Source organism: Stenotrophomonas mori, assembly GCF_023556335.1.
Taxonomy (GTDB): domain Bacteria; phylum Pseudomonadota; class Gammaproteobacteria; order Xanthomonadales; family Xanthomonadaceae; genus Stenotrophomonas; species Stenotrophomonas mori.
Map to the genome: position 1 here is coordinate 49,078 of NZ_JAIKTS010000004.1, position 25,101 is coordinate 74,178.

The following is a 25,101-nucleotide window of genomic DNA, read 5'->3' on the forward strand; positions in this document are numbered from 1 at the left end:
TCCGCATGCTGCCTCTGCTCGCCGCCCTGCGCCGCGCCCCGCTGATGCCCAACCTGATCGTGCTGCAGGTCGCGGTGGCCTGCGCGATCCTGTGCAACACCCTGTTCCTGCTCGGCCAGCAGGCCGGGCCACTGCTGGTGGATGACGGCCTGGCCCGCGACCAGCTGGTGATCGTCGACCAGCTGGTCAGCCGCGGCGCCCCCTGGACCCCGGAGCGGATCCGGGCCGGCCGTGATGCCCTGGCCGCGATCCCCGGCGTGCGCAACGCCAGTGCCGTCACCGGCGCACCGATGCGCCAGACGCTGACCATGACCTATGAGCTCAAAGCCGCCAACGGCACCCTCCTGGTCGCCAGCGGCTACATGGGCGAAGGCCTGCTCGACACCTTCGGGCTGCGCCTGAGCCGCGGCCGCGACTTCCTTGCCACCGAATACCGCGACATCGACATGCAGGACGACCTGCACCTGCCGATCATCATCACCGAGGCCCTGGCGCGCGCACTGTTCGACGGCGCCGATCCGATCGGGGCGATGCTGCGCCCCGGCGACGGCGCGGGCAGCTACACCGTGGTCGGCGTGGTCGAGCACCTGATGCGCTACCAGCTGTCCGAGCTGGACGACGGCAAGGCCGAATACGCGGTCCTGCTGCCCGGGCAGCTCACCGGCATGCCGCTGGCCAGCTACGTGCTGCGCACCGATCCGCAGCGCCGCGACGCGGTGCGCACGCAGATCCCCGACATCCTCGAGCGCACTTTCGCCGGGCAGCTGGTCCCGGGCATCAAGCCGGTGGTGGCCGACTACGAGCAGCTGCGGTCCGAGGGCCTGCGGACCCGGCGCGCCGCGGTCTGGCTGCTGGCCACCGTCAACACGGTGATCGCGGCGATCACCCTGGTCGGCATCGCCAGCCTGAGCGGCTACTGGATCCAGCAGCGCACCCGCCAGATCGGCATCCGCCGCGCCCTGGGCGCCACCCGCCACCAGATCCTGCGCCACTTCCTTCTCGAGAACCTGCTGCTGGTCGGCGCCGGGCTGCTGCTGGGCCTGCTGCTGGCGGTGGCCATCAACCAGTGGCTGATGCGCCACTACGAACTGGCGCGCCTGCCGCTGTACTACCCGCCCCTGGCGGCCGGCGCGCTGCTGCTGCTCGGCCAGCTGGCGGTGGCGGCACCGGCGCGGCGCGCGGCGCGCCTGGCACCTGCGAGCGCGACCCGCAGCGTGTAAGGTCAGCGCACCCCCTCCCTTCCGCACACGACCACCGATGCCGCAGATCCTGATCATCGACGACAACGCCGCCGTGGCCACGGCGCTGGAGGTGCTGTTTTCGCTGCACGACCTGGAAACCCGCCACGCCTCTTCGCCGGAACAGGGCCTGGCCCTGCTCGCCGAGCAGGAGTTCGACCTGGTGATCCAGGACATGAACTTCACCGCCGACACCACCTCGGGCGAAGAAGGCCAGGCGCTGTTCCGGCAGATCCGCGACAGCTGGCCGGACCTGCCGGTGATCCTGCTCACCGCCTGGACCCACCTGGACAGCGCGGTGGAACTGGTCAAGGCCGGGGCCGCCGACTACCTGGCCAAGCCCTGGGACGACGGCCGCCTGCTGACCACCGTCAACAACCTGCTGGAGCTGGCCGAGACCCGCCGCGAGCTGAGCCGCCGCCGCCAGCGCGAACGGGAACAGCGGCAGCACCTGCACGAGCGCTACGACCTGCGCGGGGTGGTGTTCGCCGACCCGGCCAGCGAACGCGTCATCAGCCTGGCCTGCCAGGTCGCACGCTCGGACCTGCCGGTGCTGATCACCGGGCCCAACGGCGCCGGCAAGGAGAAGATCGCCGAGATCATCCAGGCCAACTCCGGCATCCGCGGCGGTCCGTTCATCGCCCTCAACTGCGGTGCGATCCCCGCCGAGCTGATCGAGGCGGAACTGTTCGGCGCCGAGGCCGGCGCCTACACCGGCGCCAACAAGACGCGCGAGGGCAAGTTCGAGGCCGCCGACGGCGGCACCCTGTTCCTCGACGAGATCGGCAACCTGTCGCTGGCCGGGCAGATGAAGCTGTTGCGCGTGCTGGAGACCGGCCGCTTCGAGCGGCTCGGGTCCAACCGCGAGCGCCAGGTGACGGTGCGCGTGGTCAGCGCCACCAACGCCGACCTGCCGGCGATGATCCGCGATGGCGGCTTCCGCGAGGATCTCTATTACCGCCTCAACACCGTGGAGCTGGCGCTGCCGGCGCTGTCCGAGCGCCGCGAGGACATCCTGCCGCTGGCCCGGCACTTCCTCGGCGACGACGGCAAGCCGCTGTCGCCGCCGGCCGCGCAGGCCCTGCAGCGGCATCCCTGGCCCGGCAACGTGCGCGAGCTGCGCAACGTGATCCAGCGCGCGCGCCTGCTGGCCCAGGGCCCGCGCATCGAGGTGGCCGACCTCAACCTGCCGCGCGCACCGCAGCGCCCCAGCGCACCGGCGGACGAGCCGGACCGCGCCCGCATCGTCGCCGCGCTGGAGCGCGCCGGCGGGGTCATCGCCCAGGCGGCGGCCGACCTCGGCCTGAGCCGGCAGGCGCTGTACCGGCGCATGGACCGGCACGGCATCCCGCGCGAATGAACGCCCGCATCCCGGCCCGCGGCGCCCCGCCCCGCCCACCGCCGCACCACGCGGTGGCTGCGGCCCTGCCCGGCGTCGCACCGGCGTACGGCCGCGGGCGGTGGAAGGGCCGGGCCCCGGCAGGAGCCGGGCCATGAGAACCCGCTCGTTCACCTTCCGCCTGTTCCTGCGCCTGCTGCCGGTGCTGGGGCTGGCCGCGGCCATGCCCTGGCTGCTGGCCTACTGGATCGACCGGGGCTGGGCGGTCACGGCGGTGTCCACGGTGCTGCTGCTGGCGCTGATGTGGTGGACCCTGCGCCGCGCCACCGCGCCGATCCGCTCGCTGCTGCGCAGCCTCGCCGGCATCACCAGCAGCTACCGCGACGGCGAATACAACTTCGGCGTGCACTGGCGCGGCGACGACGAGCTTGCGCAGCTGGTGAAGGCCCACGCCGAACTGGGCGACGTGCTGCGCGAGCAGCGCCAGACCCTGGTGCAGCGCGAGCTGCTGCTGGACTCCATGGTGCAGAACACCCCGGTGGCGATGCTGCTGCTGGCCGATGGCGGCGACGGCGTGTCGCGGGTGGTGTTCTCCAACATCGCCGCTCGCAAGCTGCTGCACGGCGGCTGGAAGCTGGAGGGCAAGCGCATGCCCGACCTGCTCGAGAACCTGCCGGTGGAGCTGCGCAACGCCATCGCCCGCGGCGGCGACAGCCTGTTCGCGGTGCGCGCCGAGAACGGCGACGAGGACGACGAGCAGGTCTACCACCTGTCGCGGCGCGGCTTCCACCTCAATGGCCGCCTGCACGACCTGCTGCTGCTGCGCCTGCTCACCGCGGAGCTGCGCCGTCAGGAAGTGCAGACCTGGAAGAAGGTCATCCGGGTGATCAGCCACGAGCTCAACAACTCGTTGGCGCCGATCGCCTCGCTGGCGCATTCCGGCGCCGAACTGCTGCGGCGCGGCCGCGGCGAACGGCTGCAGGACGTGTTCGGCACGATCGAAGAACGTGCGCGCCACCTGGAAGGCTTCATCCGCGGCTACGCCCGCTTCGCCAAGCTGCCGCAGCCGCAGCTGCAGACGATCGCCTGGGGGCCGTACCTGGCCGGGCTGCAGCAGCAAATCCCGTTCCGCATGGCGCCGCCGGCCGACGACCTGTGCAGCCGCATCGACCCGGCGCAGTTCTCCCAGGCGCTGCTCAACCTGCTCAAGAACGCCCACGAGGCCAGCCTCGACAATGGCGCCGGCAACGATGCGGTGGAGGTGCGGCTGGCGCGCCTGGCGCAGTGGCTGCGCATCGAGGTGCTGGACCGCGGCGGCGGCATGAACGAGGCGGTGCTGCACAACGCGCTGATGCCGTTCTATTCGACCAAGCGCAACGGCACCGGCCTCGGCCTGGCGTTGACCCGCGAGATCATCGAGGCCCACGACGGCCGCATTTCCCTGCAGAACCGCAACGATGGCGGGCTGTGCGTCACCCTGCTGCTGCCAGCCGGTCCCTGACGGCCGCCCGCCTCAGCGCTTCTTCGTCGGCCGGCGCCAGCCGTCCACGGTCTGCTGGCGGCTGCGCGCGACGCTCAGGCGCTGCGCCGGCGCATCGCGGGTGATCACCGAACCGGCGGCGATGGTGGCCCCGTCGCCCAGGGTGACCGGCGCCACCAGCGCGCTGTTGGAGCCGACGAACACGTCGTCGCCGATGGTGGTGCGCGACTTGTTCACGCCGTCGTAGTTGCAGGTGATGGTGCCGGCGCCGATGTTGACGCCGCTGCCGATCACCGCATCGCCCAGGTAGGTGAGGTGGTTGGCCTTGCTGCCCTTGCCCAGGGTGACCTGCTTGGTCTCGACGAAATTGCCGACATGGCTGCCATCGGCCAGCAGCGTGCCGGGACGCAGCCGCGCGAACGGACCGATCCGGGCGGCCCCCTCGCTGACCACGCCCTCCAGGTCGCAGTGCGCCAGCACCACGGTGCCGGCGCCGAGGCGGACATCCTTCAGCCGCACGAACGGACCGATGCGGACGCCGTCGCCCAGCTCGACCTCGCCCTCCAGCACCACGTTGGCATCGATCTGCACGTCGCGCCCGGCCACCACCGTGCCGCGCTGGTCCAGCCGCGCCGGGTCCAGCAGGCGCACACCCTGCCCGCACAGCGCCCGCGCCGCACGCAGTTGCCAGGCGCGCTCCAGCTGCGCCAGCTGCCACGGATCGTTGGCGCCCTCCGCTTCCTGGGGATCGTCCACGTGCACCAGCGCGGCCGGGGTGTACTCCGCCGCGGCCGACGCGAAGACATCGGTCAGGTAGTACTCGCCCTGGGCATTGGCGTTGGACAGCGCGCCCAGCCAGCGCCGCAGCGCGGTGGATTCGGCGGTGAGGATGCCGGTGTTGATGGTGCGGATGCGCAGCTGCTCGGCATCGGCATCCTTCTGTTCGACGATGGCCGCGACCTTGCCCTCGGCGTCGCGCACGATGCGGCCGTAGCCGCTCGGGTCGTCCACGTCGGCCACCAGCACCGCCAAGCGCGGCGCGCCCGCCAGCAGGGCCCTGAGGGTGTCGGCACGGATCAGCGGCACGTCGCCGTACAGCACCAGCACCTGTGCGGTGTCCGGCACGCCGGGCATGGCCTGCTGCACCGCATGGCCGGTGCCCAGCTGCCGGGCCTGCTCGGCCCAGACCAGGTCGGCCTGCCCGGCGAACGCGGCACGCACCGCTTCGCCGCCGTGGCCGTGGACGACATGGATGGCGTCCGGCTGCAGCGCACGCGCGGCGTCGATCGCATGGGCCAGCATCGGCCGTCCGGCGATCGGCTGCAGGACCTTGGGCAACGCCGAGCGCATGCGGGTGCCGGCACCGGCGGCGAGGATGATCACGTGGAGCGGCTGGGACATCGGCGGGTACCTGGGAACGACGGAGAGCGCTGGGCGGCTGATAGCATAGGCGAACTCGTGTCTGGCTCCTGAGAACCGTATGGAAACGACTGCTCGACGTATGGAACGCGCCCTGCTCTGGCTCGGCCCGCTGGCCCTGCTCATCGGCCTGGCCACCCCGCAGCTCTGGGAGGCCCGGCCACTCGAGCGTGCCCAGGAACTGCTCGTGCTGGGGCTGTTGGCGACCGGCCTGTCCTGGCTGCCCGCCCGGTTCTGGCGCGGCACGCAGGCGAGCTGGGCGGCCGCACTATGGGTACTGCTGCTGTGCGTGCTCGCCGGGCCGGTGCCGGTGCTCGCCACCGCGGTGTTCGCCCTGGCCACGCTCGCCATCGGCGGACTGCTGCTGCCCCGTGGTCCGGCCGGGCTGCAGACGGTACTGGGGCTGCTGGTGACCGCCGGCGGACTGGGCTGGCTGCTGATGCTGCCCATCCACTTCGGCTGGCTGTACCTGCTGGCCGCCATCGCCCTGGTGGCTCTCCGCTACAAGGCCCTGGCCACCACGCTGCACGCGGCGGGCAGCCAATGGCGGCAGGCGGTCAACGCCGCGCCGCGGTTGGCCACGCTGTGCGTGATCGTCATCGGTCTTGCCGCGGCGAGCTGCTGGCTGCCCACCCTGCAGTACGACGACCTGGCCTATCACCTGCGCCTGCCGTGGCAGCTGCAGCAGCAGGGTTTCTACAGCCCGGCGCCGGAGCAGCAGGTGTGGGCATTCGCGCCCTGGGCCTCGGACGTGGTGCAGGCCATCGCCCAGTTGATGGCCCACCAGGAGGCTCGCGGGCCGGTCAATGCACTGTGGCTGCTGCTGCTGGCCGGCGGACTCTGGCAGCTGGCCGCCCGCCTGGGCGCACCGGCCGCGGGCCGCTGGCTGGCCGCCGCCGTCGCGTTGAGCCAGCCACTGACCACCGCCCTGGCCGGCGGCATGCAGACCGAGCTGCCGATCGCCACTGTCCTGGCCTGGCTGTTCGCCGTGGTCGCCGGTCCCCGTGACGGCAGCCTGCGCTTCTGGTTGACCGTGGCCGTCCTCTGCGGGGGGCTGGCGGCCATCAAGACCTCTGCCGCGGTGATGGCCGTGGTGCCGCTGGCATGGGCATTGTGCCGTCATCCATGGCCATCGCTGCCGCGCATTGCGCTGGTGCTGCTGCTGGGCCTGCTGGTCGCCGGCTCCAGCTACGCGCACGGGCAGATACTGGCCGGCAACCCGGTGCTGCCGCTGTTCAACGGCTGGTTCCAGTCGCCGTATTACGCCCCCACCCACTTCTTCGACGACCGCTGGCACAGCGGCTTCGGCCCGTCGCTGCTGTGGCGGATGAGCTTCCATACCGATCGCTACGTCGAAGCCTATGCCGGCGGCGGCAGCTTCGTGCTGGTCGCACTGTTCGGCCCCTGGCTGCTGGCGCTGTGCCACCGCACCACGCGGGTTGCCGCCATCGCCGCCACGCTGGTGCTGGTGCTGCCGCTGCTGCCGCTGCAGTACCTGCGCTACGCCTATCCCGGTCTGGTGGTGCTGAGCGCGGTGCTGGTCACGGCGATGTTCCATGCCAACCTGCGCCAGGCCACCTGGATCGCCATCGGCGTGTGCGTGCTGCACCTGTGCTTCCAGTCCAGCGCGCACTGGATGTTGCGCTATGGCGCGATCAAGCAGACCGTGAAGGCCGGCGGACGCGACGCCCCGCTGTTCGAGCGCTTCGCGCCCGAGCGCAGCCTGGCGCGCGCCATCCGCGACGCCGGCGGCCCGCACGGCAACGTGCTGGTGCTGGAGACCGAGCAGTCGTTCTTCGCCGAGTTCGGCACGCGCGGGCGCACCATCAGCTGGTACTCGCGGCCGCTCTCGCTGGCCGCGGCCCGTGCTGCCAAGGATCCCAGCGGACGGGCCTGGCTGGCCCTGATGCGCAAGGAGGGCATCAGCGACGTGCTGCTGCGCGGCGACAGCGTCACGCCCGCGCAGCGCGCCGCCCTCAAGCGGGCACGGGCCGAGCACCGCAGCACGGTGCAGGAGGCCGAGTGGTGGTCCCTGCCGGTGGACCGGGCACCATGACCCTGACCCGGCAGGGCGCCCTGTTCCTGCTGATGGGCGGCCTGCAATGGGTGCTCGACTGGCTGTTGACGGTCGCCCTGAGCCACGCCGGGGCGCCGCTGGAGGTGGCCAACATCTGTGGCCGCATCGGTGGCGCCCTGCTCGGCTTCTGGTTGAATGGAACCGTCACCTTCCCGGCCGCCCGGCGCCTGGGGCGGACGCAGCTGCAACGCTTCGCCATCGCCTGGACAGTGCTCACCGTGGTCAGTACCGTCGCGGTCGGCCAGGTCGGGCACAGTGCCGGGCTGGAGGCGGCCTGGCTGGCGAAGGCCGTGATCGAGGCCGCGCTGGCCGTCGTCAGCTTCTTCGTCTCACGCCACTGGATCTATCGCTGAACCATGACCACCGACAGCCGCATCGCCATCGTCATCCCCTGCTTCCGGGTACGCGAGCAGATCCTGCAGGTCATCGCCGGGATCGGCCCCGAAGTGGGCTGGATCCATGTCGTCGACGACGCCTGCCCGGAGGGCAGCGGTGCCTGGGTCAGCGAGCACTGCCAGGATCCGCGGGTGAGCGTGGTCCGCCATGAGCACAACCAGGGGGTCGGCGGCGCGACCCTGACCGGCTACCGCCTGGCCATGCACGGCGGCGCCGACGTGGTGGTCAAGCTCGACGGCGACGGGCAGATGGACCCGCGCCTGGTCCGGCAGATCGCCGGTCCACTGCTGGCCGGGCAGGCCGACTACGCCAAGGGCAACCGCTTCCACCGGCTCGCGTTCGTGCGCGGCATGCCGCCGGTGCGGCTGGTCGGCAATGCCCTGCTGTCGTTCCTGACCAAGCTCTCCAGCGGCTATTGGCAGATCGCCGACCCGACCAACGGCTTCACCGCCATCCGCCGTGAACTGCTCGCCGAGATGGAGCTGGAGCGCATCGCCCGCCGCTACTTCTTCGAATCCGACCTTCTCTACCATCTCAACCAGCTGCGCGCGGTGGTGGTGGACGTGCCGATGCAGGCCCGCTACGGCGACGAGCCCAGCAGCCTGCGCCCGCTGCGGGTGATCGGCCCGTTCCTGCGCGGCCACCTGCGCAACACCGTGCGCCGGATCGGCTACAGCTACCTGTTGCGCGGGTTCTCGGTCGCCAGCGTCGAACTCGGCCTGGGCCTGGTACTGCTGCTGGGCGGCACCGCCTTCGGCCTGCGCCACTGGATCGGCTCCAGCGACAGCGGCGTGCCCGCCACCGCCGGCACCGTCATGCTCGCGGCATTGCCGATCATCATCGGCGTACAGATGCTGCTGTCCTGGCTGAACTTCGATGTCGCCGCCGAGCCGCGCACGCCGGTGCACACCCTGCTGGGGAACCGCCAGTCCTCCCAGCGGCAGGACGGCCGGCACTGAGTACGGCGCGCGGGCCGCAGCCGGGCATCGCCCAGAAACAAGAACGCCGGCACGGGGCCGGCGCTTGTGCATGCGTCCGCTGTCGCGGCCTCAGTGCTTGAGGTTGCGGCGCAGGCGCTCCAGCGCCTGCAGCTGCGCGGTGACCTCGGCCAGGCGCTGCTGCGCCTCGGCCAGCTCCATGGCCTCGCCACGGTTGGCCAGCACCCGCTCGGCTTCTTCCTTGGCCTTGCGCACCGCCGCTTCATCGATGTCGGTGGCGCGGATGGCGGTATCGGCCAGCACGGTCACGACCTGCGGCTGCACTTCCAGGATGCCGCCGGAAATGGCGAAATCCAGGTGCTCGCCGGCAGCGGTGGTGACAACGACCTTGCCCGGCTTCAGGCGGGTGATCAGCGGCGCGTGCTTGGGCGCGATGCCCAGCTCGCCCAGTTCACCGGTGGCCACGACCAGGGTCGCGTCGCCGCTGAAGATCTGCTGCTCGGCACTGACGATGTCGCAACGGATGGTGCTCATGGAACTCTCTTCGCCTGGTTGGGTGGGCCTGCGCCCACCGCAGGATGCCGCAGCGGCGGAGCGGGCTCCGCCGTGTGCGGGAATTAGGCCTTCTCAGCCATCTTCTTGGCCTTCTCGACCGCTTCCTCGATGCCGCCGACCATGTAGAACGCCTGCTCCGGCAGGTGGTCGTACTCGCCATCGACGATGGCCTTGAAGCCGCGGATGGTGTCCTTCAGCGGCACGTACTTGCCCGGCGAGCCGGTGAACACTTCGGCCACGTGGAACGGCTGGCTGAAGAAGCGCTCGATCTTGCGCGCGCGCGACACCGCCTGCTTGTCTTCCTCGGACAGTTCATCCATGCCGAGGATGGCGATGATGTCCTTCAGCTCCTTGTACTTCTGCAGGGTCTGCTGGACGCGCTGGGCGGTCTCGTAGTGCTCGCTGCCGATGACCTGCGGGTCCATCTGGCGCGAGGTCGAGTCCAGCGGGTCCACCGCCGGATAGATACCCAGCGAGGCGATCGAGCGCGACAGGGTCACGGTCGAGTCCAGGTGCGCGAAGGTGGTGGCCGGCGACGGGTCGGTCAGGTCGTCCGCGGGCACGTACACGGCCTGGATCGAGGTGATCGAACCGGTCTTGGTCGAGGTGATGCGTTCCTGCAGGACGCCCATTTCCTCGGCCAGGGTCGGCTGGTAGCCCACCGCCGACGGCATGCGGCCCAGCAGCGCCGACACTTCGGTGCCGGCCAGGGTGTAGCGGTAGATGTTGTCGACGAACAGCAGCACGTCCTTGCCCTTGCCGTTCTCGTCCTTCTCGTCGCGGAAGTACTCGGCCATGGTCAGGCCGGTCAGGGCGACGCGCAGGCGGTTGCCCGGCGGCTCGTTCATCTGGCCGTAGACCATCGCCACCTTGTCCAGGACGTTGGAGTCCTTCATCTCGTGGTAGAAGTCGTTGCCCTCGCGGGTACGCTCGCCCACGCCGGCGAACACGGACAGGCCGCTGTGCGCCTTGGCGATGTTGTTGATCAGCTCCATCATGTTGACGGTCTTGCCGACGCCGGCGCCGCCGAACAGGCCGACCTTGCCGCCCTTGGCGAACGGGCACATCAGGTCGATCACCTTGATGCCGGTCTCCAGCAGCTCGGTCGAGGAGGACTGGTCCTCGTACGACGGGGCGGCGCGGTGGATTTCCCAGCTGTCCGACGCATCGACCGGGCCGGCCTCGTCGATCGGACGGCCCAGCACGTCCATGATGCGGCCCAGGGTGCCGGCGCCGACCGGCACCGAGATGGCGCGGCCGGTGTTGTTGGCGACCAGGCCGCGCTTGAGGCCGTCGGTCGAGCCCAGCGCGATGGCGCGGACGATGCCGTCACCCAGCTGCTGCTGGACTTCCAGCGTGATCTCGGTGTTGTCCACCTTCAACGCGTCGTACACCTTCGGCACGTCGCTGCGCGGGAATTCGACGTCGACGACCGCGCCGATGATCTGAACGATCTTGCCCTGACTCATTGCTGCATCCTCTAAATGTGTGCTTTGACTGTGCGCGTCAGACCGCTGCCGCGCCGCCGACGATCTCGGAGATTTCCTGGGTGATCGCTGCCTGGCGGGCCTTGTTGTAGACCAGCTGCAGGGTTCCGATCAGCTTGTTCGCGTTGTCGCTCGCCGCCTTCATCGCCACCATGCGCGCAGCATGCTCGGAGGCGACGTTCTCCAGCACGGCCTGGTACACCAGCGACTCGATGTAGCGCGTGATCACGTGCTCGAGCACGGTCGCGGCATCGGGTTCGTACAGGTAGTCCCAATCGTGCGAGGCAACCTGGGTCTCGCTCGCCGGCAGCGGCAGCAGCTGGTCGAAGGAGGCCTTCTGCGTCATCGTGTTGATGAAGCGGTTGTAGACCAGGTACACGCGGTCCAGCTTGCCCTCGGTGAAGGCGTCGAGCATGACCTTGATCACGCCGATCAGCGTCTCCAGCTTCGGCTGGTCGCCGATGTGGGTGACGCTGCCGAGCATGTTCACGTTGACCCGGCGGAAGAACACGCTGGCCTTCTGGCCGACGGTCACCATGTCGATCTCGGCGCCCTTGTCCTGCCAGCCGCGCATCTCGGTCAGGGCCCGCCGGAACAGGTTGTTGTTCAGGCCGCCGGCCAGCCCGCGATCGGAGGAGATCACGATGTAGCCGACGCGCTTGACGCTGTCGCGCTCGACCAGGAACGGGTGCTGGAAATCGGTGCTGGCCTGGGCCAGGTGGCCGATCACCTGCTTCATCGCCTGCGCGTAGGGACGCGAGGTCTTCATCCGCTCCTGCGCCTTGCGGATCTTGGAGGCCGAGACCATCTCCAGGGCGCGCGTCACCTTGCGGGTGTTCTGCACGCTCTTGATCTTGGTTTTGATTTCGCGACCGCTTGCCATCTCTGATTCCCGTGGCGCGAGGCGGGGCCCCGCGTTTGCCGTGGAGCGGAGCCGCGCTCCGCCGTCTTCAGTCGTGCGGAGCCGGGCTCCGCACTACAGGACCGGTATTACCAGCTGCCGGTGGTCTTGAACTCGGAGATGCCCTTCTTGAAGGCGGCTTCGATCTCGTCGTTCCAGGCGCCGGTGGCGTTGATCTTCGCGGTCAGCTCGCCTGCGGTGTTGGCGAAGTGGGCGTGCAGGCCCTCCTCGAACGCCAGCAGCTTGCCGACCGGCACGTCGTCCAGGTAGCCCTCGTTGACGGCGTAGATCGACAGCGCCTGGTCGGCGATGGACATCGGCGCGTACTGCTTCTGCTTCATCAGCTCGGTGACGCGCTGGCCGCGCTCGAGCTGCTTGCGGGTGGCTTCGTCCAGGTCAGAGGCGAACTGCGCGAACGCCGCCAGCTCGCGGTACTGGGCCAGCGAGATGCGGATGCCGCCGGACAGCTTCTTGATGATCTTGGTCTGCGCCGAACCACCCACGCGCGACACCGAGATGCCGGCGTTCACGGCCGGGCGGATGCCGGCGTTGAACAGGTCGGTCTCCAGGAAGATCTGGCCGTCGGTGATCGAGATCACGTTGGTCGGCACGAACGCGGACACGTCGCCGGCCTGGGTCTCGATGATCGGCAGTGCGGTCAGCGAACCGGTCTTGCCGGTGACCTTGCCTTCGGTGAACTTCTCGACGTACTCCTCGGACACGCGGGCGGCGCGCTCGAGCAGGCGGGAGTGCAGGTAGAACACGTCGCCCGGATAGGCTTCGCGGCCCGGCGGGCGCTTGAGCAGCAGCGAGATCTGGCGGTAGGCGACGGCCTGCTTGGACAGGTCGTCGTACACGATCAGGGCGTCTTCGCCGCGGTCCATGAAGTACTCGCCCATGGTGCAGCCGGAATAGGCGCTGATGTACTGCATCGCGGCCGACTCGGACGCGGTGGCGGCCACGACCACGGTGTGGGCCAGCGCGCCGTTCTCTTCCAGCTTGCGCACGATGTTGGCCACGGTCGAGGCCTTCTGGCCGATCGCGACGTACACGCACTTGATGCCGGTGCCCTTCTGGTTGATCACCGCGTCGATGGCCATCGCGGTCTTGCCGGTCTGGCGGTCGCCGATGATCAGCTCGCGCTGGCCGCGGCCGATCGGGATCATCGCGTCGACCGACTTGTAGCCGGTCTGCACCGGCTGGTCGACCGACTTGCGCCAGATCACGCCCGGAGCGACGCGCTCCACAGGCGCGCTCAGCGCGGTGCCCAGCGGGCCCTTGCCGTCGATCGGCTCGCCCAGCGCGTTCACCACGCGGCCGAGCATCTCCGGGCCCACCGGCACTTCCAGGATGCGCCCGGTGGTCTTGGCCACGTCACCCTCGCGCAGGTGCTCGTAGTCGCCCAGGACCACGGCGCCGACCGAGTCGCGCTCGAGGTTCAGCGCCAGCGCATAGGTGGACGCGCCACTGTCGGAAGCGGGCAGCTCGATCATTTCGCCCTGCATCACGTCGGCCAGGCCGAAGATGCGCACGATGCCGTCGGAGACCGAGGTCACGGTGCCTTCGTTGCGCGATTCCGCGGACAGCGCGACCTTCTCGATGCGGTGCTTGATCAGTTCGCTGATTTCGGAGGGGTTGAGCGTGGTAGCCATCGTCAGGTCCTAGTGCCGGCTTGTGGCCGGACGGTAATGAGAATTCAGTGTGCGAGCGTGGTCTGCAGGCGCGACAGCTTGCCCTTGAGCGAACCGTCGATGACCACGTCGCCGGCATCGATCACGGCGCCGCCGATCAGCGAAGCGTCCACCGCGGTCGACAGCTCGACGTCGCGGCCGAAGCGCCTGCGCAGCGCGGCCTTGATCGTTTCCAGCTCCCCGGCCGACAGCTCGGCCGCCGAGGTCACCGTGGCCTTGACCACGTTTTCGGCCTCCGCGCGCAGCTGGTCGAACAGCGCCGAGACCTCCGGCAGCTGCGGCAACCGCTGCGACTCGGCCAGCAGGCCCAGGAAACGCCCGTAGGTGTCGCCCGCCGCGTCCGGCGCCAGCAGGGCGACGGCGTCGCCGCGGCCCAGCTGCGGGTTGGACAGCAGGGCCGACACGCGCGGATCGGCAGCCACGCGGGCGGAGAACGCGAGCGCCTCCGACCACGGCGCGAACGTGCCTTCCTCGCGCGCGATCGCGAACGCGGCACGGGCGTAGGGGCGGGCAAGCGTGAGGGCCTGGCTCATCGATCAGATCTCCGCGGCCAGTTCGTCGAGCAGCGCCTTGTGGGCGTTGGCGTCGATCTCGCGCTTGAGCAGCTTTTCCGCACCGGTCACCGCCAGCGCGGACACCTGCTTGCGCAGATCCTCGCGGGCACGGTTGGCGGCGGCGGCGATTTCGGCCTGGGCCAGCTCCTTCTGCCGGTTGGCCTCGGCGATGGCCTCGTTCTTGGCGGCCTCGACGATCTGGTTGGCGCGGGCGTGGGCCTGGTCGATGATCTCGTTGGCCTTGCCGCGGGCGTCCTTCAACGCCTCGTTGACCTTCACTTCGGCCTGCGCCAGGTCCTTCTGGCTGCGGTCGGCAGCGGCCAGGCCTTCGGCGATCTTCTGCTGGCGCTCTTCGATGGCCTTCAGCAGCGGCGGCCAGATCAGGGTCGCGATGATCCAGATCAGCGCAGCAAAGGCCAGGGCCTGTGCAAGGAGGGTGAGATTGATATTCATGGGTTCGCTCGATCGCGGGTGTCGGGGGTGGCCACGCCGCCGTGGCGGCGTGGCCGGACCTTCATCCGAAGCCGGTGGCCACGCAGGGCGACCGGCCCGTCACTTCAGCCGGATCAGCCCGCCAGCTTGGCGGCTTCGGTCAGCAGGGCGGCGGCCAGCGGGTTGGCGAAGGCCAGCAGCAGGCCGACGGCGACCGAGATGATGAACGCGGCGTCGATCAGGCCGGCGGTGATGAACATGCGGACCTGCAGCACCGGGATCAGCTCCGGCTGGCGCGCGGCCGACTCCAGGAACTTACCGGCCATGATGGCCAGACCCAGACCGGCGCCGAGCGCGGCCAGGCCGATCATGATGCCGACGGCAAGGGCGGTGGAGCTCTGGACCTGGGCGAGATTGGTCAGGACGGCGAAGTGCATGGTTTTCTCCGAGAACTTGAGTAGCTAAGGGTGATGAAAGGGATGAAGGTTGAAACCGGATGAAGCTTGTAACTCAGTGACTGTCTTCCGACAGGCTCAGATACACGATCGACAGCATCATGAAGATGAAGGCCTGCAGCGGAATCACCAGCAGGTGGAACAGCATCCAGCCGAGGCCGAACACGCCGCCCGCGACGGCACCGAACAGACCGGCGCCGCCCAGCACCCAGATCAGCAGGAAGACGATCTCGCCGCCGAACATGTTGCCGAACAGTCGCATCGCCAGCGAAATGGGCTTGCTCAGCCACTCGACGATGTTGAGGATCAGGTTGAACGGCATCATCCACTTGCCGAACGGCGCCGTCAGGAATTCCTTGATGAACCCGAGGAGTCCCTTGGACTTGAGCGCGAAGAAGAGCATCAGGAAGAACACGCTGATCGACATGCCCAGGGTGGCATTGACGTCGGCGGTCGGCACCGGCTTCCAGTAGTGCACGCCCGCCCATTCCAGCGGCTTGGCGATGAAGTCGGCCGGAATCATCTTGAGCAGGTTCATCAAGAGGATCCAGAAGAAGATGGTGATCGCGATCGGCGTGATCAGCTTGCTCTTGCCGTGGTAGGTGTCCTTGGCCTGGCGGTCGACGAACTCCAGGCAGATCTCGATGAAGGCCTGCCACTTGCCCGGCACGCCCGCGGTGGCCTTGCGGGTGGCCATCCAGAATGCGAACACCATCACCAGCCCCATCAGCACCGCGGTGATCACGGTATCGACGTGGAGGGTCCAGAACGGCCCGCCCTCACCGACCTGCGCGGTCAGATTCTGCAGGTGATGCTGGATGTAGGTGGTAGGGGTTAGAGCCTCGCCCGCCATGTGTCCTGAACCTTATCTATGTGAATTCGATCAACGCCTGGCCAGAGCCAGAACCTGGAACATCAGCGCCACCGGGATGGCCGCCAGCAGCGCCAGGGGCGGCAGCCGCCACCAGACGAAGGCCATCGCCAGCACCGCCGCGATCAGCGCCATCTTCAGCATGAACCCCAGGAACAGGCGGATCATCGCCGAACCGGCACTGCGCACGCCGCCGCCGAGCCCCACCCAGGCCGCCAGGACCGTTCCCGCCACCACCGTCACGCCCGATACGAGCGCGCCAAGGGCGTGGTACGGCCCCTTCAGCAGGAAGGCCAGCGCCAGGACAACCACCGCGGCCAGCGGGTAGACCGCGGCGCGCAGCATCAGCCGCCGACCCGCTTCAACGGAGTTCAGCACGTGAAATGTCCTGCTTCATGGAACCTGGGAGACCTGGGCGACGCCGGGGGCGCCTCGTCGAGCCGCGAGAGTATAGCAGCGGTACATTTTGCTAGACAACCGCCACAAGCCGCCCCCCGGGAATCGCAAGTGACGGCATCTACAGGATTTTTCGCCCGCGATCCAGTACGTCCGGCGGCCTCGCGCATCGTCCACCGCGGCCGATTGTGCGTTGCAGCACATCCGTCCGGCCTGCACGCGCCCTGCACCTGCCGGTCACGCCGGTGGTACGCCGGTTCGTCCAAGGTGACCGCTCCGGATTCCACACACGGAGCGATTCGACGATGCGACTTCCCCCCTGCCTTCCGACCTGCGCCGCCTGCGCGCTGGCGCTTGCCTCCCTGCATGCCGCACCGGCCCGTGCGGCCGAGGACGATCCCCGCTTCACCCTGCGCCTGGGCGCGATGAACATCGATTCGTCCAACACCCTGCGCGGCCGCACCGACATCGACGGCCAGCCGCTCACCCTCAGCCGCGACTTCGACCTGGGCAGCAAGGAGTGGGAGCCGCGCGTGGACGGCATCTTCCGCCTCAGCGACCGCCAGCGGCTGATCTTCGACTACTTCAAGTACGACAAGAACCGCCGCGAGGTGCTCGACGACGGTGTCAGCTTCGGCGGCGTCAGCGTTCCCGCCGGCAGCTTCGTCAAGGGCGAGCTGAAGTACCAGGTGGCGAGCCTGGTCTACGACTACTCGGTGGTCGACACCGACCAGTTCGACCTGGGCCTGCAGCTGGGTGGCGAGTACGCCAAGGTCTCGACCAAGGCGTTCGCCGATGTCGGCGACCTCTACCGCGGCCGGTTCCTCGACGAATCGACCGACGGCATCGCCCCGGTGGTCGGCATGCGCCTGACCTTCACCCCCTCCGAGCACTGGCTGATCAACCTGCAGGGCCAGTACCTCAACACCCGCTGGGGCAGCTTCGACGACTACAAGGGCGACCTGAGCCGCGCCAACGCCATCGTGCAGTACAACATCAACGAGAACTTCGGCATCTTCGCCGGCTACGACTGGTTCAAGCTCGATGCCGACAAGCGCGGCAGCGACGGCATGATCGGCCTGAAGCAGGAGTTCAAGGGCCCCCTGGCCGGCGTGAGCCTGTCGTTCTGACACGGGGCGGCGTGTCCGGACGGGCACGCTTTCCTGCCCGGTGGCACCTCGGCACTGCCCGGCGTGCCACTTAGACGGGAACGCCCAGCGGAGCCTGGCTCCGCTCTACACGGCATACGCGAACACCCGGATTTCATCCACGCGACGTTCGCACCCCACCCGTAGCGCCGGGCGCTGCCCGGCGTCCGGCCTTGCCGGGAATGCGCCAGCGGAGCGCGGCTCCGCTCTACACCACGGGCCTGGCCACCGAGGTTTCATTCGCCCAATGCCGGTACCTGCCCGGCGTGCCGCCTTGCCGGGAACGCCCCGGCAGAGCATGGCGCCGCGCTACATCACCGGCATTGCCTACAGCAGCTTCCCGTCCGCATCGGTGGCCGGTACCGGGAACACCTCCACGGCGACGCAGGGATAATCGGCCAGCGGCATCAGGCCCAGCGCGGCACGGCGCGCATCTACCTGCCCGGACACTTCCATCGGCTTGGGTTGCCAACTGCCGCTGATCGCCGCCAGCTGGCTGCCATGGCGCTGCGGCATGCCGGTATTGACCAGCACGCGATCAACCAGCAGCGCATACTCGCGCGCCGCGGCTTCACCGCTGTCCACCTTCGGTGCCAGGCCTTCCAGCACCTGCTGCTGGACGGCCGCATAGGTGTCGGCATGCGGCACCAGCAACCACGCTGCGGCCATGCCATCGGCGCCGACTTCACGCACGCCCGGCAGGCCGTGATGGTCGGCAACGACCTGCTTGATCCTCGGCAGGTGGGCCGCGTCCACCCCCAGCATCTTCGTGATCATCTCCTGCGACCCGTCGCCGTCACGCGCGTCCTGGTCGAGGCGCGCCATTTCCAGCAGCCGCTCGCGCAGCTGTGGCGCGCTGGGCGTGATGCCGGCCCATCGGCGCGCGTCCTCCACCTAGCGTGCCTCCTCGGCCCTGGTGAACGTCGCCGCTCCGGAACATTTCAACAGCGCCGCCGCCAGTTCCGGATCCTCTTCCGCGGCGCAGGCCGTGCCCGCCCACGCCACTGCCGCCGTCACCACGACTGCCCGCAGCATGGCCGTCCTGCCTGTCATGTCCGCAAACAGCGACGCCCCGGTGAAGGGGCGTCGCGCGGATCACTTCTTCTTCGGGATGTACAGGTCGGTGATGGTGCCGTCGTAGATCTCCGAGGCCATCGCCACCGACTCGCTCAGGGTCGGGTGGGCGTGGATGGTATGGCCGATGTCCGCGGCCTCCGCCCCCATCTCGATGGCCAGGCCGATCTCCGCCAGCAGCTCGCCGGCATGCGGGCCGACGATGGCGCCGCCGATGACACGGTGGGTGTCCTCGTCGAACACCAGCTTGGTGAAACCTTCGGTACGCCCGATGCCGATGGCGCGGCCACTGGCCGCCCACGGGAACTTGGCCACGCCCACTTTCAGGCCCTTGGCCTTGGCTTCGGTCTCGGTGACGCCGACCCAGGCGATCTCCGGGTTGGTGTAGGCCACCGACGGGATGACGCGCGCCACCCATTCCTTCTTCTCGCCGAAGGCCACTTCCGCCGCCAGCTTGCCCTCGTGCGTGGCCTTGTGGGCCAGCATCGGGTTGCCGACGATGTCGCCGATGGCGAAGATGTGCGGCACGTTGGTGCGCATCTGCCGGTCCACCGGGATGAAGCCGCGGTCGGTCACCTCGACGCCGGCCTTGTCGGCATCGATCTTGCCGCCGTTCGGCGCGCGGCCCACGGCCACCAGCACTCGGTCGAAGGTGCCGCTTTCCATCGCCGGCGCCTCGCCCGCGGTGGCGGCCTCGAAGGTCACGGTGATGCCCTTCTTGTCGGCGGTGACGCCCGACGCCTTGGTCTTCAGGTGGACCTCGATGCCCTGCTTCTTCAGGCGATCGGCCAGCGGCTTGACCAGGTCCTTGTCGGCACCCGGCATCAGCTGGTCCATGAATTCGACCACGCTGACCTTGGCGCCCAGGGCGCTGTATACGGTGGCCATTTCCAGGCCGATGATGCCGCCACCGACGACCAGCAGCGTCTTGGGCACGTCGGCCAGTTCCAGCGCGTCGGTGGAATCCATCACGCGCTTGTCGTCCCACGGGAAGTTCGGCAGCTTCACCGCCTGCGAACCGGCGGCGATGATGCACTGCTCGAAACGCAGCAGCCGGGTCTTGCCGTCGTCGCCGGTGATCTCCAGCTCGTTGGCCGAGACGAACTTGGCCACGCCCTGCACGGTGCGCACCTTGCGCTGCTTGGCCATGCCGGCCAGGCCCTTGGTCAGCTGGCCGACGACCTTTTCCTTGTAGCCGCGCAGCGTGTCCAGCGCGATCTTGGGCTTGCCGAAGGCGATGCCCAGGTCGGCGGCATGCGCGGCGTGGTCGATGATGTCCGCCGCGTGCAGCAGTGCCTTGGAGGGGATGCAGCCGACGTTGAGGCAGACGCCGCCGAGGCTGGCGTAGCGTTCGACCAGCACCGTTTCCATGCCCAGGTCGGCAGAGCGGAAGGCGGCGGTATAGCCGCCCGGACCGGCGCCCAGCACCACCATGCGGCATTCGATGTCGGCGGTGCGCCCGGTGGACGGCAGCGCCCTGGCGGCCACGGCCGGGTCCGGCGCGCGGTGCGACGGGGTCACCGGCGGCTTGCTGCCCGGCGCCACGTTGCCGGCGGCAGCCGCGGGCGCGGCGCCCTGCGCCTCCAGCACCACCACCACGTCGCCTTCGGACAGCTTGTCGTCGAGCTTGACCTTGATTTCCTTGACCACGCCGGCCGCCGAGGACGGCACTTCCAGCGTCGCCTTGTCCGATTCCAGCGTCACCAGCCCCTGGTCCTTGGCCACCGTGTCGCCCACGGCCACCAGGATCTCGATCACCGGCACGCCGTTGTAGTCGCCGATGTCCGGCACCTTCACTTCGACCGGCCCGGTGGCGGCCGGTGCGCCCACCGCTGCGGGTGCCGCGGCACCCGCCGACGGCGCAGCAGGAGCCGGTGCGGCCGGCGACGTCGGCGCCGCGCTCCCGCCTTCGGCTTCCAGGATCACCACCACGTCGCCCTGCGACAGCTTGTCGTCGAGCTTGACCTTGATCTCCTTGACCACGCCGGCCGCCGAGGACGGCACCTCCAGCGTCGCCTTGTCCGATTCCAGCGTCACCAGCCCCTGGTCCTTGGCCACCGTGTCGCCCACGGCCACCAGGACCTCGATCACCGGCACGCCGTTGTAGTCGCCGATGTCCGGGACCTTGACTTCAATCGTGTTCGCCATCTTTCAAGTCCTCGGGATCAGAGCAGCACGCGGCGCATGTCGGCCAGCACCTGCGACAGGTACGTGGTGAAGCGCGCGGCCAGCGCGCCGTCGATGACCCGGTGGTCGTAGCTCAGCGACAGCGGCAGCAGCAGCTTCGGCGCGAACTCCTTGCCGTTCCAGACCGGCTGGATCGACGAGCGGGAAACACCCAGGATGGCCACCTCCGGCGCGTTCACGATCGGGGTGAAGGCGGTGCCGCCGATGCCGCCCAGCGAACTGATCGAAAAGCAGCCGCCGCTCATGTCGGCCGGGCCGAGCTTGCCGTCGCGTGCCTTCTTCGCCAGTTCGCCGGTTTCCTGCGCGATCTGCACCACGCCCTTCTTGTCCACGTCGCGGACCACCGGCACGACCAGGCCGTTCGGCGTGTCGGCGGCGAAACCGATGTGGAAGTACTTCTTCAGGGTCAGGTTCTCGCCGCTGGCATCCAGCGAAGCGTTGAACTCGGGGAACGCCTTCAGCGCCGCGGCGCTGGCCTTGATCAGGAAGGCGAGCATGGTCAGCTTGATGCCGGCCTTCTCATTTTCCTTGTTCAGCGCCACGCGCAGGGCTTCCAGGTCGGTGATGTCGGCCTGGTCGAACTGGGTGACGTGCGGGATCATCGCCCAGTTGCGCGCCAGGTTGGCGCCGGAGATCTTCTTGATCCGCGACAGCGGCTGCACTTCGGTCTCGCCGAACTTGGCGAAATCCACCTTCGGCCACGGCAGCAGGTTCAGCCCGCCGCCCGCCGCGGCGCCGGCCACGGCGGCACCGCCACCGGTCAGGGCGCCCTTGACGAACTTCTGCACGTCGGCCTTGGTGATGCGGCCGCCCTTCTCGGTGCCGCTCACCCGCGCCAGGTCCACCCCCAGCTCGCGGGCGAAGACGCGCACCGCCGGGCTGGCATAGGGCACGCTGGCCGGCAGCACGCCTTCGGCGTTGAACTGCACCGGCGGAGTGCTGGGCTTGCCGGCCGGCAGCGCGTCTTCCTGGCGGATCTCGCGCTGCGCCAACTTGTCCGGCACCGCGGCCGCGGGCACCGGCGGCACCCGGGTGCCGGTCTCGGCGGCGGGCTCGACCTTGGCCGGCGCCGCAGGCGCGGCTTCAGGCGCCGCCGCCTTGCTTTCCGCCGCCACCTCGATCAGCGCCACCACCTTGCCCTCGGACAGGCTGTCGCCGACCTTGACCTTGATTTCCTTCACCACCCCGGCGACCGCCGACGGCACTTCCATCGTCGCCTTGTCCGATTCCAGCGTGACCAGCCCCTGGTCCTTCTGCACGGTATCGCCGACGGCGACCAGCACTTCGATCACCGGGATGTCGCTGTAGTCACCGATATCGGGGACAACTGCTTCCTTGATTTCGGCCATGAACCAACTCCAGCAACAGTGAGGGAAACGCCTATTGTGGCGCCAGTGCGCCGCAGCGCCAACCGCCGGCACTGGATTCGCACGCGTATGTCCACGGACAAGCCCGGCCCTGCCGGTGCCCACCGGGTACTTCCGTGCCATCGGGCGCTGCCGCGGGACGCGATCGGGCCCGGCATTGTCCCGTCCCGGGGCCCCGTGGGGACCGCTCAGGAGACAATGTGTCCTGCCGTTGGCAACCAGGGCGCCAGCCGTTCCCACTCGCACCGCAGACGGGCAAGCGACCAGGCCGCATTCGCCGGGCTGGTCGACGGCAGGGCCAGCACCGGCAGCGCCCAGCCGGCCGGCAGCTCCGGCCGCACGTGCCGCGCGAACGCCTGCATCGCCGCGGCACCGTTGCAGGCCACCACGCGCAGCTGCGGCAGTGCCTGCAGCGTCGCCGGCAGCGGGTTGGGCACCTCGCTGCCGCGGACGATGGCCGCATCCAGGCTGCCGCGGCGGCGGCAGCGGCCGATGACGTCCCACAGGCCGACGCCGGCCTCCCGCAGGCAGTGCAGCCGCTCCGGATAGTCCAGCGCCGGATCGAACCCGCACAGCGCGCCCATCAGCGGCCAGAACCGGTTGCGCGGGTGCGCGTAGTAGCGCGCCGCCTGCAGTGACGCGACACCCGGCATGGAACCCAGCACCAGCACCCGGCATCGCGCATCCAACTGCGCAGGCAGGCCCTGCAGCAGCGGTTGACTCGTCACGTCCACTGCAACTCCGTGAATGGTGTTCCTGCGCCGGTGCCCGGCATTGCTGGCCATTCTGCCTTTTCCCTGAACATCGCCGCGTCACCGGACGGGTGCGTAGGGAACGATTCATCAACCGGCGATCAGCATGGGCGCGCCCCGATCGAGGGCCTCGATAACAACACGATCCCGAACACACTACGAGGAGTTCCCCCATGCGATCCATCAAGACCCTGAGCTTCGCCGTCCTTGGTGCCCTGGCGCTTGCGCCGACCGCCTTCGCCCAGGACGCCGGCACCGACACCGCGTCCGGCAAGCACTTCGCCATCGTCGGCGGCGCGACCCTGCTGCAGCCCAAGAGCAACCCGGGCAACGGCATCGACAAGTTCGACGGCGGCCCGGCGCCGACCGTGAGCGCCAGCTACTTCTTCAACGACAACATCGCCGTGGAGCTGTGGGGCGCGGCCGACAAGTTCGACCACCGCGTGCGCGCCAACGGCGGCGGCAAGGTCGGCACGGTCGAGCAGCAGCCGGTCGCGCTGAGCGCGCAGTACCACTTCGGCGGCGCCGACAACGTGTTCCGCCCGTTCGTGGGCGCGGGCTACTACCAGTCGAACTTCAGCAACGAGAAGATCGACGGCCTGGATGCCAGCGGCGACCACGTCAGCCTGCGCACCGCCAAGGGCGCGATCGGCACCCTCGGCGTGGACATGAACATCAACTCCACCTGGTTCGCCCGCGCCGACGCCCGCTACATGCGCTCGCGCCCGGAGCTGAACGTGGGCGGCGCCGGCACCGGCGACACGCTGAAGCTGGACCCGTGGACCGTGGGCTTCGGCATCGGCGCGCGCTTCTGATTCCAGCGCCTCTCCGTCGTACGGCAGGCCCGGATCGTCCGCGATCCGGGCCTGCCGCATTCCGGGCATCCGCCACGGCCCCGGGAATCAGGGGCTGCCGTCCTCGCTCCACTGCAGGGTGCGGTAGTCGAACCCCGCCTGCAGCCGCGGCTTGACCACGTCGAAGAACGGCGAGACATCGAAATCGCGCGGTGTATAGAGGCTGTAATTGCGGATGTGCAGGATCTCCTGGCGCGGCCCGTGCCCGCCGCCGCCCCCTGGCACGGTCTCGATCTCCGGCAGGATCGGGTAGCGGATCGACTCGAAGGCCTGCGCCAGCAGGGTCGAGCAGATCGCCTTGGTCGGCTCGCCGCTGCCCAGTGCGATCAGCCGCCGGCGCAGGTGCTCGGGGACCGGCGGCTGCCGGATCAGGTAGCGCGCTAGGTCGAACACGTTCTTCAGGTCGTAGCTGTAGCCGAGCCGCGCGCGCATGAAGTCCACCAGCTGATCGACGACCTGGGGCGACAATCCCAGCGGGCGGCAGATGCGGGTGTGCTGGTCGGCGAAATGCTCCAGCGGCACCCGCCGCACCCCTTCTTCGACATCCACGTCGATCAGCATCGGCCGCCGCGGCCCACCCGGCTCCCACGGTTCCTCGCCGATGTACAGCGCCGCATGCGACCAGGTGGACTGGGTCAGGTACTTGATCGCGGTGCCGAAGCGGCTGCTGCCCTCCACCAGCAGCACATCGCCACGCCTCAGGGTGCGCAGCAGCAGGCCCGGATCGCTGGTCGGCGGCCGGGCCTGGTGGCGGCGCGGCTGTGCGAGAAAATGCGCCAGGCGGCGCCCCAGCATGTGCAGCAGGCCCATCGACGGTCTCCCTGGATATCGCACACCAGCCTAGCGGCGCAGCGGCCACCAGGCCAACCGCCGGCTCAGCGCGGGCTGCGGTCGTAGCCGCGGTAGCGCAGGTGGCGGACCATGCGCCGCCGCAGCAACCAGGCATACATGCCGGCATGGCCCAGCAGCAGCGCGGCCATCGCCAGCAGCCCGGCGTGGCTGAGCCAGCCGCTGTCGGGCCAGGGGACTCCGTTCACCGATGCCTGCCAGCCCTGCACGACGCCGGCGATCACGCGCACCCCTATCATCACGGTCAGGGCCAGCACCAGCCAGACGTTGGGCGTGTAGTGCAGCACCTGCGGGCCGGCCTCGAAGCGGGTCAGGACATGCCCCAGGCCCCCGACCAGCAGACCGGCCAGCCACCCCAGGGCCGCATACGACCAGGCCCCGGGCCACCAGAATCCGGCGATGGCCACGAACACCGCGAACAGCCCGGTGGACAGCAGCGTCGCCCACACATCGACGGCGACCCGCCACGGCCGCGCCTGCCGCCGCGCACTGCCGCCCCGCACCCGCTGCCACACCGCCAACGGCATCAGCAGCACCATGATGGCGCCGAATACCAGCAACGCCAGAGGCAGCGCGAGCAGCAGCGGCATGGGGGCCTGTTCCCTGGGGGCAGGCTCAAAGAGTACGCCATGCGCGGCGAC

At 69.3% G+C, this 25,101-nt stretch carries 24 protein-coding genes; 8 read left to right on the plus strand and 16 right to left on the minus strand.

Annotated elements, in window-relative coordinates:
* Positions 1 to 5 precede the first annotated feature (5 nt).
* The 3 genes from K5L01_RS11525 to K5L01_RS11535 all read left to right on the plus strand — a co-directional run bounded on the left by K5L01_RS11525 (position 6) and on the right by K5L01_RS11535 (position 4,078).
* Positions 6 to 1,220 carry an ABC transporter permease gene (locus K5L01_RS11525; protein ID WP_250064652.1) on the plus strand — a complete coding sequence of 405 codons (1,215 nt, stop codon included), beginning with the start codon at positions 6 to 8 and terminating at the stop codon, positions 1,218 to 1,220.
* Positions 1,221 to 1,257: 37 nt separating this feature from the next.
* Positions 1,258 to 2,598, plus strand: coding sequence for a sigma-54-dependent transcriptional regulator (locus tag K5L01_RS11530; RefSeq protein WP_250064653.1), 1,341 nt, complete (start codon positions 1,258 to 1,260; stop codon positions 2,596 to 2,598).
* 133 nt (positions 2,599 to 2,731) lie between these two features.
* Positions 2,732 to 4,078 (plus strand): sensor histidine kinase, encoded by a 1,347-nt coding sequence (locus K5L01_RS11535; RefSeq protein ID WP_250064654.1) that lies wholly within the window; start codon positions 2,732 to 2,734, stop codon positions 4,076 to 4,078.
* Between the two features lie 12 nt (positions 4,079 to 4,090).
* On the opposite strand, the gene glmU is transcribed toward K5L01_RS11535, so the two are convergent.
* On the minus strand, positions 4,091 to 5,458 hold the full coding sequence (glmU, locus tag K5L01_RS11540; RefSeq protein ID WP_250064655.1) for a bifunctional UDP-N-acetylglucosamine diphosphorylase/glucosamine-1-phosphate N-acetyltransferase GlmU: 1,368 nt from the start codon (positions 5,456 to 5,458) through the stop codon (positions 4,091 to 4,093).
* A gap of 100 nt (positions 5,459 to 5,558) precedes the next feature.
* Here glmU and K5L01_RS11545 point away from each other — a divergent pair, with 100 nt between their 5' ends.
* The 3 genes from K5L01_RS11545 to K5L01_RS11555 are packed head-to-tail and all read left to right on the plus strand — an operon-like array spanning position 5,559 to position 8,908.
* Positions 5,559 to 7,532: a hypothetical protein gene (locus K5L01_RS11545; protein WP_250064656.1), complete on the plus strand. Its 1,974-nt coding sequence runs from the start codon at positions 5,559 to 5,561 to the stop codon at positions 7,530 to 7,532.
* Positions 7,529 to 7,906 (plus strand): GtrA family protein, encoded by a 378-nt coding sequence (locus K5L01_RS11550; protein WP_250064657.1) that lies wholly within the window; start codon positions 7,529 to 7,531, stop codon positions 7,904 to 7,906. The genes K5L01_RS11545 and K5L01_RS11550 overlap by 4 nt, the downstream gene beginning before the upstream one ends.
* 3 nt (positions 7,907 to 7,909) lie before the next feature.
* Entirely contained in the window at positions 7,910 to 8,908 is a 999-nt protein-coding gene (locus K5L01_RS11555; RefSeq protein ID WP_250064658.1) for a glycosyltransferase family 2 protein, read from the plus strand.
* A 90-nt stretch (positions 8,909 to 8,998) separates the two neighbouring features.
* On the opposite strand, the gene K5L01_RS11560 is transcribed toward K5L01_RS11555, so the two are convergent.
* From K5L01_RS11560 to K5L01_RS11600, 9 genes are all read right to left on the minus strand, one after another.
* Positions 8,999 to 9,421, minus strand: a complete 423-nt coding sequence (locus K5L01_RS11560) for a F0F1 ATP synthase subunit epsilon (RefSeq protein ID WP_250064659.1) — start codon at positions 9,419 to 9,421, stop codon at positions 8,999 to 9,001.
* An 83-nt stretch (positions 9,422 to 9,504) separates the two neighbouring features.
* Positions 9,505 to 10,911: a F0F1 ATP synthase subunit beta gene (gene atpD / locus K5L01_RS11565; protein WP_250064660.1), complete on the minus strand. Its 1,407-nt coding sequence runs from the start codon at positions 10,909 to 10,911 to the stop codon at positions 9,505 to 9,507.
* A gap of 37 nt (positions 10,912 to 10,948) precedes the next feature.
* On the minus strand, positions 10,949 to 11,812 hold the full coding sequence (atpG, locus tag K5L01_RS11570; protein WP_250064661.1) for a F0F1 ATP synthase subunit gamma: 864 nt from the start codon (positions 11,810 to 11,812) through the stop codon (positions 10,949 to 10,951).
* Between the two features lie 107 nt (positions 11,813 to 11,919).
* Positions 11,920 to 13,482, minus strand: a complete 1,563-nt coding sequence (gene atpA, locus K5L01_RS11575; protein ID WP_250064662.1) for a F0F1 ATP synthase subunit alpha — start codon at positions 13,480 to 13,482, stop codon at positions 11,920 to 11,922.
* A 44-nt stretch (positions 13,483 to 13,526) separates the two neighbouring features.
* Entirely contained in the window at positions 13,527 to 14,054 is a 528-nt protein-coding gene (locus K5L01_RS11580) for a F0F1 ATP synthase subunit delta (RefSeq protein ID WP_250064663.1), read from the minus strand.
* A gap of 3 nt (positions 14,055 to 14,057) precedes the next feature.
* Positions 14,058 to 14,528 carry a F0F1 ATP synthase subunit B gene (locus tag K5L01_RS11585; RefSeq protein WP_250064664.1) on the minus strand — a complete coding sequence of 157 codons (471 nt, stop codon included), beginning with the start codon at positions 14,526 to 14,528 and terminating at the stop codon, positions 14,058 to 14,060.
* Between the two features lie 113 nt (positions 14,529 to 14,641).
* Positions 14,642 to 14,944: a F0F1 ATP synthase subunit C gene (gene atpE / locus K5L01_RS11590; protein ID WP_250064665.1), complete on the minus strand. Its 303-nt coding sequence runs from the start codon at positions 14,942 to 14,944 to the stop codon at positions 14,642 to 14,644.
* Positions 14,945 to 15,017: 73 nt separating this feature from the next.
* Positions 15,018 to 15,815 carry a F0F1 ATP synthase subunit A gene (atpB, locus tag K5L01_RS11595; protein ID WP_250064666.1) on the minus strand — a complete coding sequence of 266 codons (798 nt, stop codon included), beginning with the start codon at positions 15,813 to 15,815 and terminating at the stop codon, positions 15,018 to 15,020.
* Between the two features lie 30 nt (positions 15,816 to 15,845).
* The gene (locus K5L01_RS11600) at positions 15,846 to 16,211 is read right to left on the minus strand and encodes a hypothetical protein (RefSeq protein WP_250064667.1); all 366 of its coding nucleotides are present in this window, start codon (positions 16,209 to 16,211) and stop codon (positions 15,846 to 15,848) included.
* A gap of 323 nt (positions 16,212 to 16,534) precedes the next feature.
* On the opposite strand from K5L01_RS11600, the gene K5L01_RS11605 reads away from it, so the two are divergent.
* Positions 16,535 to 17,359: a hypothetical protein gene (locus K5L01_RS11605; RefSeq protein ID WP_250064668.1), complete on the plus strand. Its 825-nt coding sequence runs from the start codon at positions 16,535 to 16,537 to the stop codon at positions 17,357 to 17,359.
* A 345-nt stretch (positions 17,360 to 17,704) separates the two neighbouring features.
* Here K5L01_RS11605 and K5L01_RS11610 read toward each other — a convergent pair whose 3' ends face one another.
* The 4 genes from K5L01_RS11610 to K5L01_RS11625 form a co-directional block, all read right to left on the minus strand.
* Entirely contained in the window at positions 17,705 to 18,271 is a 567-nt protein-coding gene (locus tag K5L01_RS11610) for a DUF6624 domain-containing protein (protein WP_250064669.1), read from the minus strand.
* A gap of 201 nt (positions 18,272 to 18,472) precedes the next feature.
* A complete protein-coding gene (lpdA, locus tag K5L01_RS11615) occupies positions 18,473 to 20,599 on the minus strand; it encodes a dihydrolipoyl dehydrogenase (RefSeq protein WP_250064670.1) in 2,127 nt (708 codons plus the stop codon).
* 17 nt (positions 20,600 to 20,616) lie between these two features.
* Positions 20,617 to 22,128, minus strand: a complete 1,512-nt coding sequence (aceF, locus tag K5L01_RS11620) for a dihydrolipoyllysine-residue acetyltransferase (protein ID WP_250064671.1) — start codon at positions 22,126 to 22,128, stop codon at positions 20,617 to 20,619.
* 65 nt (positions 22,129 to 22,193) lie between these two features.
* Positions 22,194 to 22,790, minus strand: a complete 597-nt coding sequence (locus K5L01_RS11625; RefSeq protein ID WP_250064672.1) for a DNA-deoxyinosine glycosylase — start codon at positions 22,788 to 22,790, stop codon at positions 22,194 to 22,196.
* Positions 22,791 to 22,930: 140 nt separating this feature from the next.
* On the opposite strand from K5L01_RS11625, the gene K5L01_RS11630 reads away from it, so the two are divergent.
* Positions 22,931 to 23,572 (plus strand): OmpW/AlkL family protein, encoded by a 642-nt coding sequence (locus K5L01_RS11630; RefSeq protein WP_250064673.1) that lies wholly within the window; start codon positions 22,931 to 22,933, stop codon positions 23,570 to 23,572.
* Between the two features lie 87 nt (positions 23,573 to 23,659).
* Here the strand turns inward: K5L01_RS11630 and K5L01_RS11635 are convergent, their stop codons facing one another.
* The gene (locus tag K5L01_RS11635) at positions 23,660 to 24,421 is read right to left on the minus strand and encodes a YiiX/YebB-like N1pC/P60 family cysteine hydrolase (protein ID WP_250064674.1); all 762 of its coding nucleotides are present in this window, start codon (positions 24,419 to 24,421) and stop codon (positions 23,660 to 23,662) included.
* 65 nt (positions 24,422 to 24,486) lie between these two features.
* Positions 24,487 to 25,050 carry a DUF1453 domain-containing protein gene (locus K5L01_RS11640; protein WP_250064675.1) on the minus strand — a complete coding sequence of 188 codons (564 nt, stop codon included), beginning with the start codon at positions 25,048 to 25,050 and terminating at the stop codon, positions 24,487 to 24,489.
* Positions 25,051 to 25,101 lie beyond the last annotated feature (51 nt).

Excerpts from the sequence above, each read along its gene's own strand:
- K5L01_RS11525 (WP_250064652.1), top strand. The coding sequence starts at position 6 with ATGCTGCCTCTGCTCGCCGCCCTGCGCCGCGCCCCGCTGATGCCCAAC.
- K5L01_RS11530 (WP_250064653.1), top strand. The coding sequence starts at position 1,258 with ATGCCGCAGATCCTGATCATCGACGACAACGCCGCCGTGGCCACGGCG.
- K5L01_RS11535 (WP_250064654.1), top strand. The coding sequence starts at position 2,732 with ATGAGAACCCGCTCGTTCACCTTCCGCCTGTTCCTGCGCCTGCTGCCG.
- glmU (WP_250064655.1), bottom strand. The coding sequence starts at position 5,458 with ATGTCCCAGCCGCTCCACGTGATCATCCTCGCCGCCGGTGCCGGCACC.
- K5L01_RS11545 (WP_250064656.1), top strand. The coding sequence starts at position 5,559 with ATGGAACGCGCCCTGCTCTGGCTCGGCCCGCTGGCCCTGCTCATCGGC.
- K5L01_RS11550 (WP_250064657.1), top strand. The coding sequence starts at position 7,529 with ATGACCCTGACCCGGCAGGGCGCCCTGTTCCTGCTGATGGGCGGCCTG.
- K5L01_RS11555 (WP_250064658.1), top strand. The coding sequence starts at position 7,910 with ATGACCACCGACAGCCGCATCGCCATCGTCATCCCCTGCTTCCGGGTA.
- K5L01_RS11560 (WP_250064659.1), bottom strand. The coding sequence starts at position 9,421 with ATGAGCACCATCCGTTGCGACATCGTCAGTGCCGAGCAGCAGATCTTC.
- atpD (WP_250064660.1), bottom strand. The coding sequence starts at position 10,911 with ATGAGTCAGGGCAAGATCGTTCAGATCATCGGCGCGGTCGTCGACGTC.
- atpG (WP_250064661.1), bottom strand. The coding sequence starts at position 11,812 with ATGGCAAGCGGTCGCGAAATCAAAACCAAGATCAAGAGCGTGCAGAAC.
- atpA (WP_250064662.1), bottom strand. The coding sequence starts at position 13,482 with ATGGCTACCACGCTCAACCCCTCCGAAATCAGCGAACTGATCAAGCAC.
- K5L01_RS11580 (WP_250064663.1), bottom strand. The coding sequence starts at position 14,054 with ATGAGCCAGGCCCTCACGCTTGCCCGCCCCTACGCCCGTGCCGCGTTC.
- K5L01_RS11585 (WP_250064664.1), bottom strand. The coding sequence starts at position 14,528 with ATGAATATCAATCTCACCCTCCTTGCACAGGCCCTGGCCTTTGCTGCG.
- atpE (WP_250064665.1), bottom strand. The coding sequence starts at position 14,944 with ATGCACTTCGCCGTCCTGACCAATCTCGCCCAGGTCCAGAGCTCCACC.
- atpB (WP_250064666.1), bottom strand. The coding sequence starts at position 15,815 with ATGGCGGGCGAGGCTCTAACCCCTACCACCTACATCCAGCATCACCTG.
- K5L01_RS11605 (WP_250064668.1), top strand. The coding sequence starts at position 16,535 with ATGCGACTTCCCCCCTGCCTTCCGACCTGCGCCGCCTGCGCGCTGGCG.
- lpdA (WP_250064670.1), bottom strand. The coding sequence starts at position 20,599 with ATGGCGAACACGATTGAAGTCAAGGTCCCGGACATCGGCGACTACAAC.
- aceF (WP_250064671.1), bottom strand. The coding sequence starts at position 22,128 with ATGGCACGGAAGTACCCGGTGGGCACCGGCAGGGCCGGGCTTGTCCGT.
- K5L01_RS11625 (WP_250064672.1), bottom strand. The coding sequence starts at position 22,790 with ATGGCCAGCAATGCCGGGCACCGGCGCAGGAACACCATTCACGGAGTT.
- K5L01_RS11630 (WP_250064673.1), top strand. The coding sequence starts at position 22,931 with ATGCGATCCATCAAGACCCTGAGCTTCGCCGTCCTTGGTGCCCTGGCG.
- K5L01_RS11635 (WP_250064674.1), bottom strand. The coding sequence starts at position 24,421 with ATGGGCCTGCTGCACATGCTGGGGCGCCGCCTGGCGCATTTTCTCGCA.
- K5L01_RS11640 (WP_250064675.1), bottom strand. The coding sequence starts at position 25,050 with ATGCCGCTGCTGCTCGCGCTGCCTCTGGCGTTGCTGGTATTCGGCGCC.